At 37.4% G+C, this 20,247-nt stretch carries 21 protein-coding genes and 2 riboswitches; of the genes, 3 read left to right on the top strand and 18 right to left on the bottom strand.

The features are described from left to right. Positions 1 to 17: 17 nt before the first annotated feature. Positions 18 to 1,226 (bottom strand): threonine ammonia-lyase, encoded by a 1,209-nt coding sequence (gene ilvA, locus ACE38V_RS05095; RefSeq protein WP_375840107.1) that lies wholly within the window; start codon positions 1,224 to 1,226, stop codon positions 18 to 20. Positions 1,227 to 1,506: 280 nt separating this feature from the next. On the opposite strand from ilvA, the gene ACE38V_RS05090 reads away from it, so the two are divergent. Both ACE38V_RS05090 and ACE38V_RS05085 read left to right on the top strand, forming a co-directional pair. Continuing rightward, complete coding sequence (locus ACE38V_RS05090) at positions 1,507 to 2,571, top strand: DUF3900 domain-containing protein (protein ID WP_375840106.1); 1,065 nt, start codon at positions 1,507 to 1,509, stop codon at positions 2,569 to 2,571. Positions 2,572 to 2,590: 19 nt separating this feature from the next. After that, positions 2,591 to 2,884, top strand: coding sequence for a DUF6509 family protein (locus ACE38V_RS05085; RefSeq protein WP_375840105.1), 294 nt, complete (start codon positions 2,591 to 2,593; stop codon positions 2,882 to 2,884). A gap of 28 nt (positions 2,885 to 2,912) precedes the next feature. Here the strand turns inward: ACE38V_RS05085 and ACE38V_RS05080 are convergent, their stop codons facing one another. From ACE38V_RS05080 to ku, 15 genes are all read right to left on the bottom strand, one after another. Beyond that, a complete protein-coding gene (locus ACE38V_RS05080; protein WP_375840104.1) occupies positions 2,913 to 3,317 on the bottom strand; it encodes a cytosolic protein in 405 nt (134 codons plus the stop codon). 197 nt (positions 3,318 to 3,514) lie between these two features. Continuing rightward, positions 3,515 to 3,715 carry a cold-shock protein gene (locus tag ACE38V_RS05075; RefSeq protein ID WP_375840103.1) on the bottom strand — a complete coding sequence of 67 codons (201 nt, stop codon included), beginning with the start codon at positions 3,713 to 3,715 and terminating at the stop codon, positions 3,515 to 3,517. 89 nt (positions 3,716 to 3,804) lie between these two features. Continuing rightward, entirely contained in the window at positions 3,805 to 5,232 is a 1,428-nt protein-coding gene (gene cshA, locus ACE38V_RS05070) for a degradosome RNA helicase CshA (protein WP_375840102.1), read from the bottom strand. A 501-nt stretch (positions 5,233 to 5,733) separates the two neighbouring features. Next, positions 5,734 to 5,931, bottom strand: coding sequence for a cold shock domain-containing protein (locus ACE38V_RS05065; RefSeq protein ID WP_375840101.1), 198 nt, complete (start codon positions 5,929 to 5,931; stop codon positions 5,734 to 5,736). Positions 5,932 to 6,177: 246 nt separating this feature from the next. Further along, positions 6,178 to 6,915: a sirohydrochlorin chelatase gene (locus ACE38V_RS05060; protein WP_375840100.1), complete on the bottom strand. Its 738-nt coding sequence runs from the start codon at positions 6,913 to 6,915 to the stop codon at positions 6,178 to 6,180. Then, positions 6,916 to 7,692 (bottom strand): uroporphyrinogen-III C-methyltransferase, encoded by a 777-nt coding sequence (gene cobA / locus ACE38V_RS05055; protein WP_375840099.1) that lies wholly within the window; start codon positions 7,690 to 7,692, stop codon positions 6,916 to 6,918. Positions 7,693 to 7,730: 38 nt separating this feature from the next. Beyond that, positions 7,731 to 7,943 (bottom strand): DUF3906 family protein, encoded by a 213-nt coding sequence (locus ACE38V_RS05050; protein ID WP_375840098.1) that lies wholly within the window; start codon positions 7,941 to 7,943, stop codon positions 7,731 to 7,733. 11 nt (positions 7,944 to 7,954) lie between these two features. Beyond that, complete coding sequence (locus tag ACE38V_RS05045; RefSeq protein ID WP_375840097.1) at positions 7,955 to 9,565, bottom strand: nitrite/sulfite reductase; 1,611 nt, start codon at positions 9,563 to 9,565, stop codon at positions 7,955 to 7,957. Positions 9,566 to 9,617: 52 nt separating this feature from the next. After that, positions 9,618 to 10,220: an adenylyl-sulfate kinase gene (gene cysC / locus ACE38V_RS05040; protein WP_375840096.1), complete on the bottom strand. Its 603-nt coding sequence runs from the start codon at positions 10,218 to 10,220 to the stop codon at positions 9,618 to 9,620. 11 nt (positions 10,221 to 10,231) lie between these two features. After that, positions 10,232 to 11,374, bottom strand: a complete 1,143-nt coding sequence (gene sat, locus ACE38V_RS05035; RefSeq protein ID WP_375840095.1) for a sulfate adenylyltransferase — start codon at positions 11,372 to 11,374, stop codon at positions 10,232 to 10,234. 41 nt (positions 11,375 to 11,415) lie between these two features. Then, positions 11,416 to 12,438, bottom strand: a complete 1,023-nt coding sequence (locus ACE38V_RS05030) for a sulfate permease (RefSeq protein ID WP_375840142.1) — start codon at positions 12,436 to 12,438, stop codon at positions 11,416 to 11,418. A 57-nt stretch (positions 12,439 to 12,495) separates the two neighbouring features. Beyond that, positions 12,496 to 13,194 carry a phosphoadenylyl-sulfate reductase gene (locus tag ACE38V_RS05025; protein ID WP_375840094.1) on the bottom strand — a complete coding sequence of 233 codons (699 nt, stop codon included), beginning with the start codon at positions 13,192 to 13,194 and terminating at the stop codon, positions 12,496 to 12,498. Between the two features lie 128 nt (positions 13,195 to 13,322). After that, on the bottom strand, positions 13,323 to 13,478 hold the full coding sequence (locus tag ACE38V_RS05020) for a YezD family protein (protein WP_375840093.1): 156 nt from the start codon (positions 13,476 to 13,478) through the stop codon (positions 13,323 to 13,325). A 96-nt stretch (positions 13,479 to 13,574) separates the two neighbouring features. After that, positions 13,575 to 13,687, bottom strand: a riboswitch (SAM riboswitch). Positions 13,688 to 13,876: 189 nt separating this feature from the next. After that, positions 13,877 to 14,719, bottom strand: a complete 843-nt coding sequence (locus ACE38V_RS05015; RefSeq protein ID WP_375840092.1) for a bifunctional 5,10-methylenetetrahydrofolate dehydrogenase/5,10-methenyltetrahydrofolate cyclohydrolase — start codon at positions 14,717 to 14,719, stop codon at positions 13,877 to 13,879. A gap of 42 nt (positions 14,720 to 14,761) precedes the next feature. Next, positions 14,762 to 14,845, bottom strand: a riboswitch (ZMP/ZTP riboswitch). Between the two features lie 533 nt (positions 14,846 to 15,378). After that, a complete protein-coding gene (gene ku / locus ACE38V_RS05010; RefSeq protein WP_375840091.1) occupies positions 15,379 to 16,215 on the bottom strand; it encodes a non-homologous end joining protein Ku in 837 nt (278 codons plus the stop codon). A 135-nt stretch (positions 16,216 to 16,350) separates the two neighbouring features. Here ku and ACE38V_RS05005 point away from each other — a divergent pair, with 135 nt between their 5' ends. Beyond that, a complete protein-coding gene (locus tag ACE38V_RS05005) occupies positions 16,351 to 18,180 on the top strand; it encodes a DNA ligase D (protein ID WP_375840090.1) in 1,830 nt (609 codons plus the stop codon). 39 nt (positions 18,181 to 18,219) lie between these two features. Here the strand turns inward: ACE38V_RS05005 and dapF are convergent, their stop codons facing one another. Together dapF and ACE38V_RS04995 are read right to left on the bottom strand one after the other, a co-directional pair. Further along, positions 18,220 to 19,203 (bottom strand): diaminopimelate epimerase, encoded by a 984-nt coding sequence (gene dapF / locus ACE38V_RS05000; protein ID WP_375840089.1) that lies wholly within the window; start codon positions 19,201 to 19,203, stop codon positions 18,220 to 18,222. A gap of 203 nt (positions 19,204 to 19,406) precedes the next feature. Further along, positions 19,407 to 20,189: a hypothetical protein gene (locus tag ACE38V_RS04995; protein WP_375840088.1), complete on the bottom strand. Its 783-nt coding sequence runs from the start codon at positions 20,187 to 20,189 to the stop codon at positions 19,407 to 19,409. Positions 20,190 to 20,247: the final 58 nt, after the last annotated feature.

The raw sequence follows: 20,247 nt of genomic DNA, 5'->3' as shown, positions 1-20,247 counted from the left end.
CTTGTTTATTATGCTTTTTAAGAAATAAGCTTCGGGGTGTATCCTTTTGTTTTCAAGTTAGAAAAGATATGCTCAATATGGTGGTGGTCTCTGGTTTCAATAGATAGACTTAATTGGGCGTAACCAGGATAGATGTTTTCTCCCATATGTGTTAAAGAAATATCTAACACATTTCCTTGTTGCTCTGTAATATCCTTTAATACTTTTTCAAGATTCCCAGGTTTATCTTTTAATATAAGTTCCAAATGAACAAATCTTCCTGCTTCCACCATCCCTCTTTCAATGATTCTGGAGATAAAATTAACATCTACATTCCCTCCACTTATGACTGCAACCGTCTTTTTATGTTTAATCTCTATTTTTTGATATAATAAAGCAGCTAGCGAAGAGGCTCCTGACCCTTCCACAAGTAATTTGTTTCTCTCTAACAGCATAAGCATGGCTCGAGCTATTTCCATTTCCTCTACACAAAATACTCCGTCAACATACCGTTGGATGATGTCGAATGTGCTTTTTCCTGGCTTTTTTACTGCAATCCCATCCGCCATGGTTGGCAGCGCATCAACTGTTACTGGCATATTTTGCTTAAGGGATTCCACCAGGCTTGGACATGCTAATGCCTCAATCCCAAAGACTTGAATGGCAGGATTGGTTTCTTTCACAGCCATCGCAATCCCAGCGATAAGTCCTCCACCACCAACCGGACAAATAATCGCCTCCACATCAGGCAGCTGCTCCATAATTTCGAGCCCGACTGTTCCCTGCCCAGCAATAACTGCTTCATCATCAAACGCATGAACGAAAGCCGCAGATTCCCTTTCCTTCAAATCAAGTGCATAGGCAAGAGCCTCATCAAAAGAATCCCCATGCAGTTCAACATTCGCACCATACATCCTTGTCGCTTGAATTTTACTCAGCGGCGCTCCCTTTGGCATTATAATCCTGCAATCAATTCCCAGCATGTTACTGGAATAAGCCACTCCTTGAGCATGATTTCCTGCGGATGCCGCAACAACTCCATGCTTCACCTCATCCGGTTCCAATGAAATCATTTTATTGTACGATCCCCTTACCTTAAAGGAACCAGTCTTCTGCAGATTCTCAAGCTTTAAATAAACCTCATTCTGAGCAATTTCACTAAACGTCTTCGAATAATCCAAAGGAGTTTTATGTATAATGCCCGCCATTCGTTTTTGGGCTTTTACTATGTCCTCAAACAACCTCATTCGTTTAACCTCCCATAATCCTAATTACATCTATTTTTTGTTAGATTAAGGAGCTTATTCTTATTATTTGTTTCTAAAATCATTTCCTGAACCTCTCTGATAAAAATTTGATGAAATTTTGCACGAGAGCTTAGAAAAATTATAGTGTAAATATAATGTCCCATGTCCTGAGAGAAAATATCAATTGGATAGATTGTTGTGAGCAATGGTCTCATGCAATTGACTCTTTCCCTTCCATTATCTATACTTATGAAAGCAAACAATAGATAAGGTGGCACGCATGGATTTTCAAATTAAATATTTATCGTTTTATGTTATACATGTCGAGGGGAAAGGCGATCAGACAGATAAAAGATATAAGCATTTTCAGACCTTGGACAAGGATGAGTATGAACAGAGCGCTTTAAGATCCTTTTTAGATGGGGAATTGATGAAGGTTTCCAAAAGGAAGGCGGAGCGGCATCCGAAAACTGATCAAGCTCCGACCAAAATTGGTCGATTCATTGTAGAAGTAGGGCATTCGCTTGATTCTAATCCAAACTACAATCTATTTCATCGTGTGAGATTTGCGGATAATAAGCAAATTTTTCAACAAGAAAATGAAAAGCTCGTTACTTCCTATTTAGATACGAGTGCTGTTCGCGGAGGTGTCTTTTTAGTTATCAATGCTAGTCTCAACAAGTATTTTGATGAACCGTTTGTATTTATTATGAAATGTGACTTCGAACCAAAGGTGGCTTCCATCGCTGATGAATCTACTTTAATTAAAAATGTTGAGTTCGCCATTACAACCAAAAATATGAAATCCATTCAATATCCTTACATGCCTGAGGAGGGAATGGTGGAAGAGGGAGAACTCAAAATTCATCAATCCTCCTATGCAAACTATTTTGAGGATTTCCTGAAATATGTGGATTATGAAATGTCGATGCCCGAAATTGTGAAGACGCAAGTATTTAATATGGTGCAAGAGCATATCGTGGAAAACTATCAGGAGGAAAGCGAGGAACGGGAGCAATTTGAGTCATCAATGGAAATTTGGGCAGCCAGTCCAAAAAGAGAGCTTCAAGAACGATTTTCACCCGAGGAAGTCATCGAAGCATCCGCACAAATTATTGAACAAGCTCCAGATATTGATTTAAAACTGAAAATGGATCATATTTCAGTCCAGGGTTTACTTTCAGATTTTGGGGACACCATACATCTAACAAAGGTCAATAATCGTTATGTATTAATGGTTGAGGCAGACTCAATTGTTTTTGAAAAAGGTTTTTCACCGATTGAATTTTTAAAACCGGATGATTTGCAAAAAGTAGTCAGTCGCATTATACATAAACATGGATAAAAAGAAAGGATGGAAGAACATGATCATAACTAGTCATACTGTTGCTAGAATTGAAGATCCCTTTGGGATACTGGAGGGAGAGAGATACGAATTTTTCCTTAATATAGAAGTAGAGGAAGAAGACGAATTGTATTCAGAGTATGGATTGAAATTAAGAGTCCTTTATATCGTGGATGAGAAAGGAATGCGAATTTCCAATTACCATATTACTGAAAATACGACGGATCAAATTCTCGATTTCGAATTAGAAGAAGAGGAAGAGGAATTAGTGAACCAATATTGTAAAGAGCATATTCCCAGTGAAGAAGAGTAGAGCCATCTACTCTTTTTCACTGAAAAAATCATGCTTCTACCTCTTTACCTTCTTCAATAATATGATACATTAAATGGGCTAAATGATGGATTGGACTATGTTCATCCAATTCTTCTTCCTCGTCACTGATTTCGTCTTGAAATTCCAAATCATTTAAATGTAGAGCACAAAATTGATAGAAGTCTTGTAATTCAAAAGAATAGCAACCAATTGGATCTTCTTGGTCCTCCTCATAATGAAGGACTAAATAGGATTCCTGATCTGCAAGGTCAATGGCATCAAAATAAACAAAAAAGCCGATATTTGTGTCTAATTCAAATAAATGACGAGTTCCACCCTCGGTCACTCGATTAAAATCCTCTTCATTTAATTTGTTAATTTTCATAGCTTCCACTTGATCTTCTTTATGAAAATTCACGGTAAATGCCTTCATTTGAATAACCTCCCATTATATATTGAACATCATTTCCACATATATTTCCAAAACCTATTGTAACAGATTCATTTTTCTAAAAATGATAAATAAATGACAAAGAGGCTAACTTGAATCATCAAATACCTACCTAATACTACCTGAAATTATTTCAATTGAAGGAGTGTATTTGATTCCAAGAAAGCCTCTAGAGACAATTATTGCTTTGTTACATGAACTGCTTGTGGTCCGCGGCTGCCTTGTTCAATGTCAAAGCTTACTTCTTGTCCTTCTTCTAAGGTTTTAAAACCTTCTGATTCTATCGCAGAAAAATGAACGAAAACATCTTCGCCACCTTCAACCTCGATAAAACCAAATCCTTTTTCTGCATTAAACCATTTTACTTTACCAGTTGCCATTTCCATCCTCCTAAATCAAAAAGCTAGGGCAGTGAATAAAATATCCACATCTATAATATGACTATTTTTACATTTTTTTATAAGTGTTTTTAACGATTTCTATTACGATTTCTTTTTCGACCGCGATCATAATTCTTATTTCGATCTCTACGGTCTCCTCCACGGCCCTTAGAATCCTTGTCAAATCTTGGCTTTTTAGAACGAAGCGGCTCTACAGCAGTTAATTTAACAGGAGTGGCATCTGGCTCTTTGGTCAAGAGCTTTAATGCAGAAGCGAGTAAAGTGACGGAATCGATATCATCTAATAAATTTTCAGCGATTCTCTTATATTCCGTGTATTCACCACGATCAATGGTTTTCATTAAAAGATTAATCGTTGCTTGTTGGTTTCCTGCCATCACATCTCTAAAGGATGGTACAGATCTTTTCGTAATACGTTTTTTTGTTACACTTTCGATGATTTTTAAGTGATCCATTTCTCTTGGGGTTACAAATGTATATGCCTGCCCTTTTTTCCCTGCTCTCCCCGTTCTTCCAATACGGTGAACATAGCTTTCGGGATCCTGTGGAATATCAAAGTTATAGACATGAGTGACACCGCTAATGTCTAAGCCACGTGCTGCCACATCCGTTGCCACCATGATGTCAATCGATTGTTCCTTAAAGCGACGTATCACTTGATCACGCTTCGCTTGAGGGATATCGCCATGAATTCCTTCAGCCGAATAGCCCCGTTTGATTAGGCCCTCAACAACCTCATCAACTCGTTTTTTGGTCCGACCAAAAACAATCGCAAGCTCTGGAGATTCAATATCTAAAAGGCCACAAAGAACATCAAATTTTTGTTTTTCTTGAACTTCAAAATAATATTGTTCAATATTGGTGACCGTCATTTCTTTTGCTTTAATTTTGACTAACTCCGGTTCTTTCATAAACTTTTCAGCTAGATTTTGAATTTTTCGAGGCATAGTTGCAGAAAACAGAAGTGTCTGCCGCTCTTCAGGGATATCGCTCAATATTCTTTCAATATCTTCAATAAAGCCCATGTTCAGCATTTCATCCGCTTCGTCTAACACAACCATTTTAATTTGATTAAATCGAATGGTTTTTCTGTCAAGATGATCAATCAGTCTTCCAGGAGTTGCGGCAATAATTTGAGGTCGATTTTTTAACGCTCGAATTTGTCGATTGATATCTTGCCCACCGTAAATTGGCAAGGTTCGAATCCCTTTCACTTGTCCGATACGGTTTAACTCTTCAGCAACTTGTACAGCAAGTTCCCTTGTAGGCGCTATAACCAATCCTTGAATTCCCTCATCCTTTTGTACTTTTTCCAATAACGGTAACCCAAATGCAGTTGTTTTCCCCGTTCCTGTCTGTGCTTGCCCAATCATATCCTTCCCTTTAAGTCCGATTGGAATGGCTTGAATTTGAATTGGGGTAGGTTCTTCAAACCCCATATTGGATATGGCCTTTTCTAGCTCCTCGCTTAGACCAAAATCTGAAAATGTTGTCAAATGTTCTTCCTCCTTTATGTAGTTCAATCAATCAAGCGCTATAAAGTGAAACTTCCATCAGTGGGGGTTTTCGACGCACAGTGCGAGTGCAGACGTTGCGATTGACGTAGCGCTTTTAGTCTGTCATTCATCCCCCACTGATGGTTAGTCACGCAAAGCCTGATTGATTTTTCTAAGGGCTGAAGCCCAAAGAAAAATCTTATTTCACTTATCTGACCTTTATGGACAGTTGATCTCCCACTTATCTTCTTCGTATACTCAAAATCTTGAAGTGGGAGTCAAAATGTCCGTTAAGAGTGGGATAAATTCCGCTATTGATGAATTTTAACTACTATATGAAACACATGTATTCACACTACACAACTATAGTATTTCAATAATTGCATTCTTTTACAAACAAATATCAGATGAAATTATAGCAATCAAATGAAATTTTTAGTTTTCTTTCTCATAATAAAAGAGGTGATGCAGAACACATCACCTCTCCAATAAATTTAGCTATTAACCTTTAGTAACGTTAGCAGCTTGAGGTCCACGGTTTCCTTCAACGATTTCAAAAGAAACAGCTTCGCCTTCTTCTAAAGTTTTGAAGCCTTCAGTTTGGATAGCAGAGAAATGTACGAATACATCTGTTCCTTCTGAAGATTCGATAAATCCAAAACCTTTTTCTGCATTAAACCATTTTACTTTTCCAGTCATATTCAATTACCTCCAAAAAATGTTCACCATAAGCATTTATATAATTCACAAAAAAATCGTAGTTGCAAGAAGGGTAGCGAATAAACATCGTCTCCCTCACTTGCAGCTACGACTACTTATCCAAAAATATATACCGACTTATTAGCGTTACTTTGATGATAAAGAAGAAACACCATAATGTCAAGTTATTTACCATGTTAGGCCAATCTATTTTTTTATGAATGCCTTCTCTTGTCTATCCGCATATCATACTACCTTCTTTATTGCCTCTTCCACTCTTTCAATAAAAGCCTCTTCCACTTTTGTGTCATAACCTAAATATTGCCCAAGTTGGAGATACGGATTTTGTTTATGAGCATTATTGATTTTCCTGTGGATTTCTTTCATTAATAATCCAGTAAACAAAAGATAAGGGATAAAAATAGCTGACCTTCCCTCATTTTGGACCTGCAAGAGTGTTTCATCGAAGCTCGGCTTTGCACGATGGAGGAAACAAATCCTTACATCTTCTATTTTGATTTTCTCCTTTACTAATTGAGCCATTAATTGAAAGTCCAAAATTGCCTGCTGATCCGTGCTACCTCTTCCAATTAATATTACACTTGCATGTTTATTCATTGTCAGAGTTTCCTTTAGTCGATCAGCCACACAAGTGACCATGTTTTCATTAACACCAACAGGCCTTCCATAGGTTATATTAACAAATGGAAACTGGTCCTTCATTTTCTGAATAACAAGGGGGATATCCACTTTTGCATGACCAGCTGAAAATAATAGCAAGGGGACAACGGCAATATTAGTTGCCCCTTTATTTATACAACTTCGAAAGCCTTCCTCTATCGACGGAGCAGCAAGCTCTAAAAAGCAGATTTGCTGAATGTCAGCAATTATCCTCTGCTGACATCTTTCAATAAAAGAAATAGCTTCCCTTCTTGCCCTTTCTAATCGACTCCCATGACAGACATATAAGACAGCCTGCTTCATTTATTGAGCCTCGCTAAGAAACAGATCCTGTTGATGAGTCTCTTCAAACCATTTAATTTTTTCCCGATACCGCACCACTTCGCCAATGATAATCATACTTGGATTTTCAATCTTTTCTTTCTTGATAACTTCCACAATATTTGCTAAAGTTCCGGTAACCGTTTTTTGAATTTCTGTTGTGCCCCAATGAACAAGTGCCACTGGTGTATTTTCATCTTTCCCATGCTTGATGAGTTGTTCTTTAATATATGGAAGATTTCCAACACCCATATAAATGGCCAATGTGTCCACTCCATTCGCTAGGCTTTTCCACTTTTCATCTTCTTTTTTATCATCTTTCAAATGTCCTGTGACAAATGCTACACTGGTACTTAAATTACGTTGGGTAACAGGAATGCCTGCATAAGCGGCAGCGGCAATTCCTGATGTTATACCTGGAACGATTTCAAAAGGAATGTGGTGCTTGGCTAAAGCCTCTGCTTCTTCTCCTCCACGTCCAAACACAAATGGATCGCCCCCTTTTAGACGCGTAACCACTTTTCCGTTTTGAGCATGGCGGATCAACAAATGATGGATCATTTCTTGTTTCATCGTATGATTATGAGGAAGCTTGCCGCAATAAATGAGCTCTGCCCCTTTTTTCGCATAAGTGAGTAATTCTTTATTCACAAGACGATCATATAAAATCACATCTGCTTGTTGGATGCATTTTAGCGCTTTTATCGTGATTAGCTCTGGATCACCGGGACCGGCTCCTACAATATAAACCTTCCCCATTTCATCCCTCCTTAACTTCACCATTCTTTGACTAGAAATTAGCGGTTTTCTTGCTCATAGAGAACATATCCGGTTCCGTCAGCGATTCTTCTTTTCTCATAAAGAGATAAATCAAGAATATCCGGTGTTTTTAAAAAATATTGTTCCAGTTCATACTCTACCTGTTCAAACGCTTTTTCGTCTTTATCAGCCGCAACCACCACTTTTGTTGTATATTCAGTCGTAATTACTTCAAATCGATATAAATACATGAATTCTCTCCTTATGCATGCTGAAGAATTTCATCTAAGGCCTGTTGAAGGGAGTCTATTCCCACTCGGTCCAAATAGCTGAAAAAAGTTTCATTGGGCAATTTCGTATTTTTGACGTGAATCAATAGATTTTTTATTACTGAATACAGATCATCTGCTTCAATTTTTCCTTTTAATTTTTCATTGAATTTTCCGTCATCTTGAAGTGTCCCACCGACATAGATTTCAAATGCCTCAACCATCCCTTTTTCCTTTGACTTCATTTTTATCCCCTGAAGGCCGATATCAGCGATTTGTCTTTGTCCACATGAGTTCGGACAGCCGACCATGTGGATACGAACGGGAACATCTAATGAAATCTCATGATCAAGTCGATTCGCAATTTCTCTCATTCTTTTCTTTGTTTCGACAAGGGCTAAATTACAATATTCAATGCCTGTGCAGGAAACGGAATAGCCAATAAAAGATAAAGGATTGAGATTATATTTTTGCAGGATTTTTTCTGATAAAAGGGCTTCTACCTTCTCATTTGGTATATTCGGAATAATAAGATTTTGAGAGTTACAATTTCTGATTTCCCCATTTCCAAATTTTTCGGAAAGGTCTGCAAGCTCAAGGATATCATCAGCAGTTAAGCGTCCTACCGGAATGTTTAATCCGACATAGGATAGACCAGGTTGCTTTTGCTGATGGACCCCATAGAAGTATCCAGCATTCCAGGTTTCTCTGACATCCTCTCCAGCTGCTGGAAGTTCGATGAATTCTAGTAATTTTTCCTTGAACTTTTCAGGTCCCCATTCTGCCATCAAAAATTTTAGGCGAGCATAATGGCGTTTTTCACGGAATCCATAATCACGGAATATCGTTGTTACAGCAATGGCAACCTCTTTTACTTGTTCAGGCTCTACGAAAACATCGACTTTTTGTGCAAGATAAGGTCTTGCTGATAAGCCGCCACCGATGATGAGATGAAATCCCAACTCTTCTTTTCCATCTATCACTTTTTTTGCTGGTACAAAGGAAACACAATTTATTTGTGAATTTGCCGCATTACGAACATTTGCGCTAATGGATATTTTAAATTTCCTTGGTAGATTGGAAAAATCCTCATTTTGTTGGAAAAACTCAAAGACATCCTTCACGATCGCGGTTGTATCGAATAATTCCTCTTTATCGATTCCAGCCAAAGGATTGCCGACGATATTTCGCGTAATATCTCCACAGGCACCAATGCTCGATAGACCCACACTTTCTAATCTTTTGTATATTTCAGGGATTTGATCAATAGTTAGCCAGTGAAATTGAATCGCTTGACGCGTGGTGATATCATAAACCCCTCTGCCGAAATCTTTTGCTATTGAAGCAAGGACCCGAACTTGATCATTTGTAAGGATTCCTGAAGGAACACAGACTCTCATCATAAAATATCCAGCTTCTTTTGGTCTTTGTAAATAAAGACCCGCCCATTTGAATTTATCCCATTCTTCTTTTGGAATCGAAGAAAAGCCATTTGCTGCGTAGTAAGGTATATCATTAAGGATGGTCAACCCATCTTTTTCAAGCTTCCATTTTTCCGTTGCATTTAACTTTTCAATATTTGTCCATGTTTTTGTATAAGCCATCTTATCGACTCTCCCTATTTATTTTTGCACAGAGAAAAAGCTCTTACACTCTTTAAATGCACTTTTTTTCCATTAGAAAATTGGTTAATTGCCCAACACAATCTTCAATAGAGAACACTACCGTATCTAAAATAATCTCGGCTTGAAGTGGTTCTTCATAAGGAGCACTAATTCCTGTAAAATTCGAAATTTCTTGATTACGTGCTTTTTTATAAAGTCCTTTTGGGTCTCTTCTTTCACATTCTTCAACAGAGCATTTCACATATACCTCCAAGAACTCTCCATCCTCCATAAGTTCTCTTACCACTTGACGGTCAGCTCGGTAAGGAGAGATAAAAGCAGTCAATACGATTTGCCCACTTTCTACTAATAGCTTAGAAACTTCGCCAATCCTTCGAATATTTTCTTTGCGGCTATGTTCATCGAATCCCAAATCATTATTTAATCCGTGACGAACATTATCTCCATCTAAAACAAAGGCTTGTTTTCCTTGGTCAAATAATCTCCGTGCCAAAGAATTGGCCACCGTTGACTTACCTGAAGCCGATAGTCCGGTAAACCATAATATAAAGCTGTGATGGCGGTTCTTTTCTCTTCTTTCTTCCTTCGAAATGGATGAATCATGCCAAACGATGTTTTGGATGGTTTCACTCATCTTTATCCCTCCTAATACGTCCCAACTTCTTGTTTAAGTCCATTAATCAACACTTCAACCACTTCTTTTCGGCTAAATGTGCTTGGAGGGATTTCTCCATTTCGCAGCATAGTTCTAACTTTTGTGCCAGATAAAATCACATGGTCCTTATGATCATGAGGGCAAGTTTTCGTGGTCGCCATTCCTTCGCATTTTTGGCAATAGAAGCTATGTTCAAATTTCATTGGCTTAATGCCAAGCTCTTCCTCTGTAAATTGATTAAAAATCTTTTGTGCATCATATGTTCCATAGAAATCACCAACACCCGCATGATCCCTGCCAACTATGAAATGAGTACAACCATAATTTTTGCGGACTAAAGCGTGAAAAATGGCTTCTCTTGGACCGGCATATCGCATCGCAGCTGGAAATACACCTAAAAATACGCGTTCTTCAGGATAATAGTTTTGCAGAAGAACCTGATAGCTCTCCATGCGGATATTTGCAGGAATATCATCAGATTTTGTTTCTCCCACAAGCGGATTCAAAAATAAGCCATCCACGGTTTCTAATGCGGATTTTTGGATATATTCATGTGCCCGATGAACCGGATTACGTGTTTGAAAGCCTACCACCGTTTTCCAGCTTTTTTCTGCGAAGATTGCTCTTGTTTCAATAGGATCATAGGTAAATTCGGCAAATTTCTTCTTCGGACGTTTAACTAGTGTGATCTCCCCGCCAACATAGATAGGACCACGATTGAATAATTTTTTCACTCCAGGATGAGCCAAGTCGTTCGTTCCATAAACATAAATGGCTTCTTTTTCTTTATCAGGGCGATAAATATCTTCAACCGCAAGAATCCCATATATTTCCCCTTTATAAACAAGCTGAACCTTTTCACCAAGTTTGATCCCCTTCACTTCTACTTCTTGAACAGGTAAAGTAATGGGGATGCTCCAAACCGTCCCATCCTCTAATCTCATGTTTTCAACGACCTGATTGTAATCTCTTTCATTCAAAAAACCGGTTATCGGACTATAGCCACCAATTGCAATTAGCTCTAAATCACTCAAGGCAATATTGTCGAGATTAAGTTTCCCTTCCAATGTTCGATATTCTTCTTCAGGGTTAAAAGCTTGAACCAGCTTCCCTCCATGTGGTAGTAAACTCATATTAATTCCTCCTTAATTTATATTTTTAGTAGGCTTTAGAATTAAATTCCGCCACCATCTTCATAATAGGAACGCTTTTCTTCATTCATTACTTTTAGCAATGTAAGTCCACCTAGAGTCGCGATAATAACACTTAACGGGATAATCACTGCATATATATCAATATCTAAAAAGAGCTCTACCAAAAAATAAGAAATCGTTAACGAAATCAATGGTGAGACAATCCAGATACTAAAAATCTTCTTTACAATGCTTTTTTGCAAAATACTTTTTCCGTTTTTTGCCATACCGATTCCTATGATGGAAGAAGAAGTAACTTGTGTTAATGGAACAGGCAATCCATATAATGAACTAATGATCACAAGGATAGCTCCAGTAGCTGAAATTAATATTCCTTCTGATTTTTCATAATGTGTGATCTTTTTCCCATTCGTCTCAAGAACACGTTTTCCAAGAAGTACAGCCCCAAGCGCAACAAAGAATCCACCTATCCATGTCCCCTTTCCTACAGAAAGCAGCCCAGCTGCAACCGATGGTCCAACAGCATTCGCAACATTGTTCATTCCTGCTGAAAAGGCTTCAAAAAAACCGGAAACAATTAATACATAGGTAAGGATATGATGCTCCGTCTGAAGCCCCTTGTTTTGAAAAAAGTATAGCCCCTTCCCCATTATGTAAGTGATTATAAATGCCGTTACTGGAACAAGAACCCAGAACATCATAATCGTTAAAAGCGAATGAACAAACAAGACCTTATAAGCAACCCCTACACCAACAACCGCTCCAACCGTCACTTCACTTGTTGATAGTGGAATTCCAATCAGATTTGCCAAAAACAAGGAACAAGTGGCTGATAAAAGAATGATGATAACCACCTTTGCCGTAATCATTTCCTGTGGAATGATGCCAGAACTAATGGTTTTAACGACCTCGCCACCGCCAATAACTGCACCAGTAAAAACCCCAATAGAGCAGATGATTAAAGCTATGCGAGCCTTTTTAATAGCACCAGAGCCATAAGCAACTCCCATTGATGCAGCTGCACCACTCGCACCAATATTCATTGCAAAAAACAAGCTAATAAGGATAGCACAAATATTAAACAAATCCAGTCTCCTCTCCTAGTGAAGACCGCACTCTGTCTTCCCTTTTCCTTTCCATCTTCCAGAGCGTAAATCCTCTTCATTAAAAACGGGTGCAGTACAATGAGTACAGCCTATGCTTGGGTAGCCACGGTCATGCAAAGGATTGTATGGAAGCTGTTGCTTATAAACATAGCGCCATACTTCCTTCCACGACCAATGGATAAGCGGACATATTTTAATCGATTGAAATTTAGGATCAAGATTAATAAACTCAACATTTTTTCTCGTTTCCGATTGTTCTCTTCGTAATCCAGAAATCCAAGATTTTGCATCAGTTAATGTTTCCCTTAACGAAGCGAGCTTGCGAATTCGACAACAGAGATCAGGGTTCGATTCCCATAACCTATCCCCATACTGTTCCACTTGATCTTGCAGGGTTAGTTTTGGTCTTTTCATTTCGATTTTTAATTGCGGGTATTTTTCCTTTACTCTTTCAATCGTTTCATAGGTTTCCTTAAAATGAACATCGGTATCAAGAAAAATAATTTTTGCATCCGGTTTTACCTTTGAAATTAAATCAATTAATACAATTCCCTCGATTCCAAAGCTGCACGCGTATACAATATCCTCTCCGTAATGCTTATATGCCCAGTCGAGAACATTTAGAGCACCTTTATAAGTTTCATCCACTTCAAAATCCCTGATCGGTTTTATCCAATCATTATAAGTCAGCATTTTCATCATCTCCTCAAAAATCAATTTCTCCCTAAATTTTAGAAATAAAAAGAGACGTCCTAATGAATAAGAAGATTTTTTGTCTCTTATCATTAGGACGCCTCTAGTTTTCTAGTCAGCATCCATGTTTATTTCAGCCTTACTTTCTCATTTCTTTCAATTTGGATCACTTTGCCGTCTTGGATTATGAGTGTAATAGAGCCATGCCCCATCGAATGGAGCATTTCTCTTAACTTTGGAATCACTTGATCCAATTGATCGATTTTTCCCTCATTTTTTGCCACTCGATTTCCTCCTACCTATACTTTCACTGGGCAAACTTTAAGGCAATCGCACCTGAATAAAAAAATCCTCCCATTAGGAAAGATTAGTAGGTATGTACCTTATCTTTCAAAATGAAATTACATTTTGCTGGAGTTAGCACCTTGCATTAATAAGCCTGTAGGTTGCCGGGTTTCATAGGGCCAGTTCCCTCCACCACTCTGGATAAGTAATATTATTTTATTATTCTAAATAATAACATATTTTTTTCTGAAGTCAACCCTAGTATTTCGATAGGAATTTAATTTTTTAAATTTAATCATTGAAAATAGCTGTACCTCCTCTAAATGGGTGTAGTTAAGTGACAAAAAAACACCCTTCTGCTTTTTTATCGCAAAAGGATGCTAAGAAGTTTCATATTCTATATTTGAAGTGTTCTTTCAGCTGAATCTACCGTATGCTTTAATAACATCGAAATGGTTACAGGACCTACACCACCTGGTACAGGTGTAATGGCGGATGCTTTTTCGAAGCATGAATCATAATCGACATCACCAATATTGCCTTCGTTATAGCCGGCATCGAGTACAACCGTTCCTTCTTTTAACCATTCCCCTTTAACAAAATTAGGCTTTCCAACAGCGGCTACGACAATATCTGCCATTTTTAAAATCTCTGGTAGATTTTTTGTATAAGAATGACAGGTTGTCACCGTTGCATTTTCATTAAGTAATAAAGCTGACACTGGCTTTCCTAGGATCGGACTTCTGCCAATAACTACTGCATGTTTGCCGCTAACCGAAATATCATAGTGTTCTAAAATCTTCATAATAGCGGCTGGTGTGCAAGATGGGAAAATGCCAAATCCAAGCGCAGTTTGTCCGTAACCCCAACTTGTTACACCATCTACATCCTTTTCAAGGGCAATCGCTTCAAATGCCTTCCGTTCATCAATATGACCTGGAACCGGGTGTTGTAGGAGAATTCCATGTACATTTTTATCCTCATTTAGCCCATAAATAGCATCCAATAATTGCTCTGTTGTCGTTTCTGCTGGTAAATGAATTTTTTGTGAATCAATCCCCAATCGTGCACATGCATTTCCTTTCATTCTCACATAAGTTGCTGATGATGGATCATCACCAACTAAGATCGTGACTAAAGAAGGCGTTACACCTTGTTCTTTAAGTTTGAAAATTCTCTCTTTTAATCTTTCTTTTACCGCATTTGCTACTTTGTTTCCATCTAATATCAATTTTTCCATATCTTTCACTCCCCGGAATTGGTTGAAAGAGAATAACAAACTATTCTCTGCCCAGACGACCGGCTATTTCTTTTTCGCAGCTCCCTTATGGTTGATTCCACATCGTCGTCAGTCACTGCGAACCTTCATTTTTTTTATATTCAAATAATAGCATAGAGCACATATATTTCAAACTAATATTATCAAATTGTTCGTGTTTCACTATTAAAAAAGGCTGACAATTATATCAGCAGCAAATGCTTAGATACAATCCATCAGCCTAAATCAAGTATTTGGATATGTTTTTCATTCACATGTATAACCTAAAACAACGAAAGCCCTACCTCTCTTCCGTCTTTACGGCTCCTCGACCGCGCCTACAAGAATCAGGTTCCTTAATAGTTTCTGGGAATAATGACTTTAAAGATACTGGAGTAGTGATACGTGTAAGAAGAGGTTTGTTACAAAAGTGGGTTAAAAATCTCTGGAAACACAAAACCTAAACAATCTTTAAGTGTTCAACTATTTACTTTGTTAAAAATAATTTAACATCCAAACACAAGGTATTAATTATATAACATTTTGTCGTTATCGTCAACATGAAAACCGAATGAACAATAATAATCTGCCAAACAGTACATCAAACGAACAATTTCATGTTCTGCTTGGCGATATGGAGTTCAAGCCTGTTTCCGTTCCTTTGCTTTTGTTGTTGTCCTTTTTCTTGTTTTTGTTTCTTTCACTGGCTTTGTTCGATCAATCGAAGCCTGAAGAGCAGCCATTAAGTCGGTTACATTGGACTTGACCTCTTTTTCAGCAGAAGTAACAACCTTATTTCCTGTTCGTTTCGCCTCAATTAAATCTAAGAGAGCTGTACGATAATCATCCTTGTATTTTTCCGGTTCAAATTCTGTTGTTAATTGGTCGATTAACAGAATAGCTGTATCTAGTTCTTTTTTTGTCACTTTATCCCCTGATGGAACATTAGGAACATCTTCCGCCGCTCGAACCTCGTCTGGATAATGGATGGTTTCCATCACTAAAGTGTTTTTATAGACACGTATAACGGCAAGCTGCTCTTTCGCCCTGATAATAATCTTCGCTAATCCAACCTTTGCTGATTCCTCAAGTGCCTTCCTTAATAAGGAATAAGCCTTTCCTCCCCCTTCATGTGGAGACATATAATAGGTTTTATCATAGTAAATCGGATCTATTTCCTCCATTTTAACAAAATCAATAATCTCCACCGCTTTATCTTCATTTTCCTTCCGAAGCTTCTCCAGATCTTCATCATCCAAGACAACAAATTTTCCTTTTGTATATTCATATGCCTTCACAATATCCTCAGGTTTTACTTCCTCTTCACAAGCAGAGCAAACCTTCTCATACTTAATTGGCGCATGGCATTTCTTGTGTAATGTCCTAAGTTTAACGTCTTTATCTTCCGTAGCTGCATGCAGTTTGATTGGAATATTCACTAAGCCGAAGCTGATGCTGCCCTTCCACATTGTATGCATATGAAAACTCCATTCTTCTTTTATTTATACTTAATGTATGTAAATCACTAAAAAGCATGTATTTCAAGATTTGGAAGAGAAGAATTATCAGACTTTGGAGACAATATTAAAAAAGTTGAGAAAGGAACAAAAAAAATGAAGCCAATGCTCCCAAGCTTAACCTTTGAGATCCCAAATGATGATAATTGGTTTTATGAGGTAAAATATGACGGGTTTCGTGCAATCTTGGATTGGAATAAAGAAATCAGCATAACTAGTCGCAACGGAAAATCATTGCTTCCAATCTTTCCCGAAATCCACCAATTTTTAGAGGAAAACAAGAATCATTTTCAACCCTTTTTACCTTTCATATTAGACGGGGAATTAGTCTTGTTAGAGAATTCGTATAAAGCAAATTTCAGCAATCTCCAAGTGAGAGGGCGAATGCGTTCACAGGAAAGAATAAAGGAAAAAGCCGATAAAGCTCCTTGTCGACTATTGATTTTTGACATTCTTATTGTTGAAGGCAAATCAACAAAGGAAATGGACTATAAAGCTCGGAAGAAAATCCTAAAAAATTTATTTCAAGCCCTATCTCTCCCTTTATCACCTCATCATCACCACAAAGCTTTATTGCAAATGGTTCCTTATTACATTAATTTTAAATCCATATGGGAAATGGTTGTATTACATGATGGGGAAGGCATTGTGGCCAAAAAAGAAAATAATAAATGGGAGGAAGGGAAAAGAACCACTAGCTGGTTAAAGTATAAAAACTGGAAGTATGTATCCTGCTTTATTACTGCTTTTGAAAAGGGAAATGGCTATTTTTATGTCGGGGTTTATCAAAATCAAGAAATCATGCCAATTGGCTCTTTTTTATTTGGAATAAAGCCCGAGGAAAAAGAAGCCTTATTTTTAACGTTAAAAGAGAATAAAACGCTAGAAAATGCAAAATTTATTTTCGTGAAACCTGCCATTTGTGTTGAGCTCAAATATTTAGAATGGTACGAAGATGGAATGAGAGAGCCTCATTTTGATCGTTTTCGCTTTGATTTACAACCTACTGATTGTACCAATGAAAAGATGTTTCACCAACAAAGGAATCTTCCACTCGATGTTGCAATCACTCATCCTGATAAACCATTATGGAAAACACCAGCCATTAGTAAAATGGATTATATCCACTATTTAAGAGAGATTTCTCCTTATATGCTCCCTTTTTTGCATGATCGTTTATTAACGGTTATTCGTTATCCGCATGGAATATTGGGTGAAGCCTTTTATCAGAAAAATAGTCCTGACTATGCACCTGAATTTGTTAAAACGCATATGCACGAAGGAATACATTACTTGGTTTGCAATAATTTAAAAACACTTCTTTGGCTAGGAAATCAGATTGCATTTGAATTTCACATTCCTTTTCAAACCATCTCCAACCAAGGGCCAAGTGAAATTGTTTTTGATTTAGACCCACCCGATAAAAATGCTTTTCCCCTTGCTATTAAGGCAGCACGCTATATAAAAGAAGTGTTGGATCATTTACAGTTGATCAGCTTTATTAAAACCTCTGGTAGCAAGGGATTGCAGATTTACATTCCACTGCCGGAAAACCGTTATTCCTTTGATGAGACAAGATTATTTACATCCTTTATCGCAGATTATTTAGTATCAAAGGATCCTGATTCTTTTACAATTGAAAGATTTAAAAAAAATCGAGGACATCGCTTATATATTGACTATCTACAGCACTCAGAAGGGAAAACAATTATTGCCCCTTATTCTCCAAGAGGGAAAATCAATGCAACCATAGCTACTCCGCTTTATTGGGAGGAAGTGAATGAGAAATTAACCATCGATCAATTTCAACTTCCAATGATGATCAAACGGATGAATCAAGAAGGAGATCCATTCCAATCCTTTTTTCAAGTGAAAGAAAAACAAAAATTCGATCCCATTCTTGATTTTCTTAAAGCAAAAAAATAGCCGATTCGAGTGGAGAATCGGCTATTTTCTAAAATTCCTTTATAGATACTGTGAAAGGAAAGCCTGCACCTCAGCTTGGAGATTAGCATACTGCTTTTCCTCAGCAAGATATAGATCTTTTTCTCCAATCTTAAAAGATTGAGGATCTTTTAAATCAAGGGTCACTTCCGTTTGATACACATAGGTCGCATTTCCAATTAAATCAATTTTATATTGATCCTTATTTTTATGAACAACGCAGCAGACCTTTCCCCCATTATTATGGACTTGGATGGCATTTTCTAAATCATTTATCCCTTGTAGACAGGTTACAAGGCTTGAGGCAGACATCGCCGTCCCACAAGCATTCGTAAACCCAACCCCTCTTTCAAATGTTCTAACATAAATATGACCTTTATCTAATGACTTAACAAAGCTGACATTCACTCCATCAGGAAAAAACTCATTTGGTCCATTTACATACTCGCTAAGATGCTTTTGCGTATCTGAATGAATTTCTTTTGATTGAACGATTGAAATCAGATGTGGATTAGGAACCGCTAATGCTGTAAAGGTTAATTTCTCTGACAGATTAGGAATCTTTTCATTTATTAAAGTATCTTGCTCAAAGTTTAATGGTAGATCCTTTAATTGGAAGGAAACGGGCGAAATTTCCACCAGATAAGTTGGAATATCAGGATAAATATCCTTTTCTCTTTTCACTTCAAGATCCGCTTTCATCGTCTCAATTAGAGCCGATTCTTTCCCAAGCAGCTCACAAACATAGCGGGCAACACAGCGCAAACCATTCCCACACATTGATGCTTCTGACCCATCTTCATTAAACACCCTCATCCGTCCATCGGCATGATCACTTTTTAAAATATAGAGAATTCCATCAGCCCCTAAATCCGTTTCACGATTGCATAAAGCTTTTGCTAACTCAGCACGTTCCATTTCCGAAAACCTATAATCATTTGTGATTTCGTCAATGATAAAAAAATCATTACCTGAACCATGGCATTTTGTTAATTTCAACTGCAACTTGATAACCTCCAACCATTCCTGAAGGATATAACCCTTATCTTTCAGGGATTAATCTTCATATATTTGTATCATTAATGGTGCCATATTTTTTTAAATTGTTCAATAAAAGCTTATAGCATGCAACATGAAAATACGAACTGGTAGAAGAAAAGCTCAACAATCTGCTGAGCTTTATTCCATATATTTAGAAGTTCATTTGCTTAATGTTCACGATAACAATAAAATCTTACCAATAGCCCTAAAAGAATGAGTTTGTCCTCTTTTTTCAGCTCTTTTTGCATTGAAAAGATGGGTGTGTTTGCATCCTTAAAATATTTTTCGCATCCTTTGGGCATCCATCCCTTCTTTAACCTTGCCACTTCCCCTAAATGCTCCACTTGATAGCGTACATCTGTGAGAAGCCATTCCTTATGAGTGGAAAAAATTTTTTCCTCAAAGGACCAGCTTTCCTTTTTGCCATTGTAGTCGGTGCAGTACAAATTAGCGGAAAATTCCTCTTGAGGCTTCCATAATTGAATTTTCCTTTTTTTTATCAGAATCTTTCCGATAAATTGCTGCTGATGGTTGTAGACTCCATATTTTTTCGGAATAAATCGATCAATCCAATATGGTAAAAACCAGCGAATCTTCCAAAACTGGATATCCTTAATTTCACCTACCATCCTTCCTTTTGGCTCAAATAAAACCATTCGTAAAGATGGTGCTGGCAAAAAGGCAATGAACCATTGAGACTGATCCAATACTTCAGCAGGATCATCCATTTCACCGAAATCCATCGTCTCTTCAAATCGTTTATTCTGTAATTGATAGTTTTGAAAACAAATGAAACTGTAAATAAAAAAAGGAATGGAAGAAAGAATCAGTAATAATCCGGATGGAAAAAGAGAAAATCCTATCACTATTAGAATGATGGGAACTAAAGAAATAAGACTAGCGTTTAATGACATCACCGCTGACTGACGATAATATTGACGAATATTCATGATTTATTCTCCTTATGAAGAAAATCCTATTAAATATTCTATTATCGAAAGAAAGAAA

Origin of the sequence: Cytobacillus sp. Hz8 (genome assembly GCF_042263505.1) — a bacterium.
Taxonomy (GTDB): Bacteria; Bacillota; Bacilli; order Bacillales; family Cytobacillaceae; genus Bacillus_BE.
Note: the sequence above shows the minus strand (reverse complement) of the source record. Positions and strands in the feature narration are given on the sequence as shown.

Excerpts from the sequence above, each read along its gene's own strand:
- ilvA (WP_375840107.1), bottom strand. The coding sequence starts at position 1,226 with ATGAGGTTGTTTGAGGACATAGTAAAAGCCCAAAAACGAATGGCGGGC.
- ACE38V_RS05090 (WP_375840106.1), top strand. The coding sequence starts at position 1,507 with ATGGATTTTCAAATTAAATATTTATCGTTTTATGTTATACATGTCGAG.
- ACE38V_RS05085 (WP_375840105.1), top strand. The coding sequence starts at position 2,591 with ATGATCATAACTAGTCATACTGTTGCTAGAATTGAAGATCCCTTTGGG.
- ACE38V_RS05080 (WP_375840104.1), bottom strand. The coding sequence starts at position 3,317 with ATGAAGGCATTTACCGTGAATTTTCATAAAGAAGATCAAGTGGAAGCT.
- ACE38V_RS05075 (WP_375840103.1), bottom strand. The coding sequence starts at position 3,715 with ATGGCAACTGGTAAAGTAAAATGGTTTAATGCAGAAAAAGGATTTGGT.
- ACE38V_RS05065 (WP_375840101.1), bottom strand. The coding sequence starts at position 5,931 with ATGACTGGAAAAGTAAAATGGTTTAATGCAGAAAAAGGTTTTGGATTT.
- ACE38V_RS05060 (WP_375840100.1), bottom strand. The coding sequence starts at position 6,915 with ATGAAGCAGGCTGTCTTATATGTCTGTCATGGGAGTCGATTAGAAAGG.
- cobA (WP_375840099.1), bottom strand. The coding sequence starts at position 7,692 with ATGGGGAAGGTTTATATTGTAGGAGCCGGTCCCGGTGATCCAGAGCTA.
- ACE38V_RS05050 (WP_375840098.1), bottom strand. The coding sequence starts at position 7,943 with ATGTATTTATATCGATTTGAAGTAATTACGACTGAATATACAACAAAA.
- ACE38V_RS05045 (WP_375840097.1), bottom strand. The coding sequence starts at position 9,565 with ATGGCTTATACAAAAACATGGACAAATATTGAAAAGTTAAATGCAACG.
- cysC (WP_375840096.1), bottom strand. The coding sequence starts at position 10,220 with ATGAGTGAAACCATCCAAAACATCGTTTGGCATGATTCATCCATTTCG.
- sat (WP_375840095.1), bottom strand. The coding sequence starts at position 11,374 with ATGAGTTTACTACCACATGGAGGGAAGCTGGTTCAAGCTTTTAACCCT.
- ACE38V_RS05030 (WP_375840142.1), bottom strand. The coding sequence starts at position 12,438 with ATGAATATTGGTGCGAGTGGTGCAGCTGCATCAATGGGAGTTGCTTAT.
- ACE38V_RS05025 (WP_375840094.1), bottom strand. The coding sequence starts at position 13,194 with ATGCTGACTTATAATGATTGGATAAAACCGATCAGGGATTTTGAAGTG.
- ACE38V_RS05015 (WP_375840092.1), bottom strand. The coding sequence starts at position 14,719 with ATGGAAAAATTGATATTAGATGGAAACAAAGTAGCAAATGCGGTAAAA.
- ku (WP_375840091.1), bottom strand. The coding sequence starts at position 16,215 with ATGCATACAATGTGGAAGGGCAGCATCAGCTTCGGCTTAGTGAATATT.
- ACE38V_RS05005 (WP_375840090.1), top strand. The coding sequence starts at position 16,351 with ATGAAGCCAATGCTCCCAAGCTTAACCTTTGAGATCCCAAATGATGAT.
- ACE38V_RS04995 (WP_375840088.1), bottom strand. The coding sequence starts at position 20,189 with ATGAATATTCGTCAATATTATCGTCAGTCAGCGGTGATGTCATTAAAC.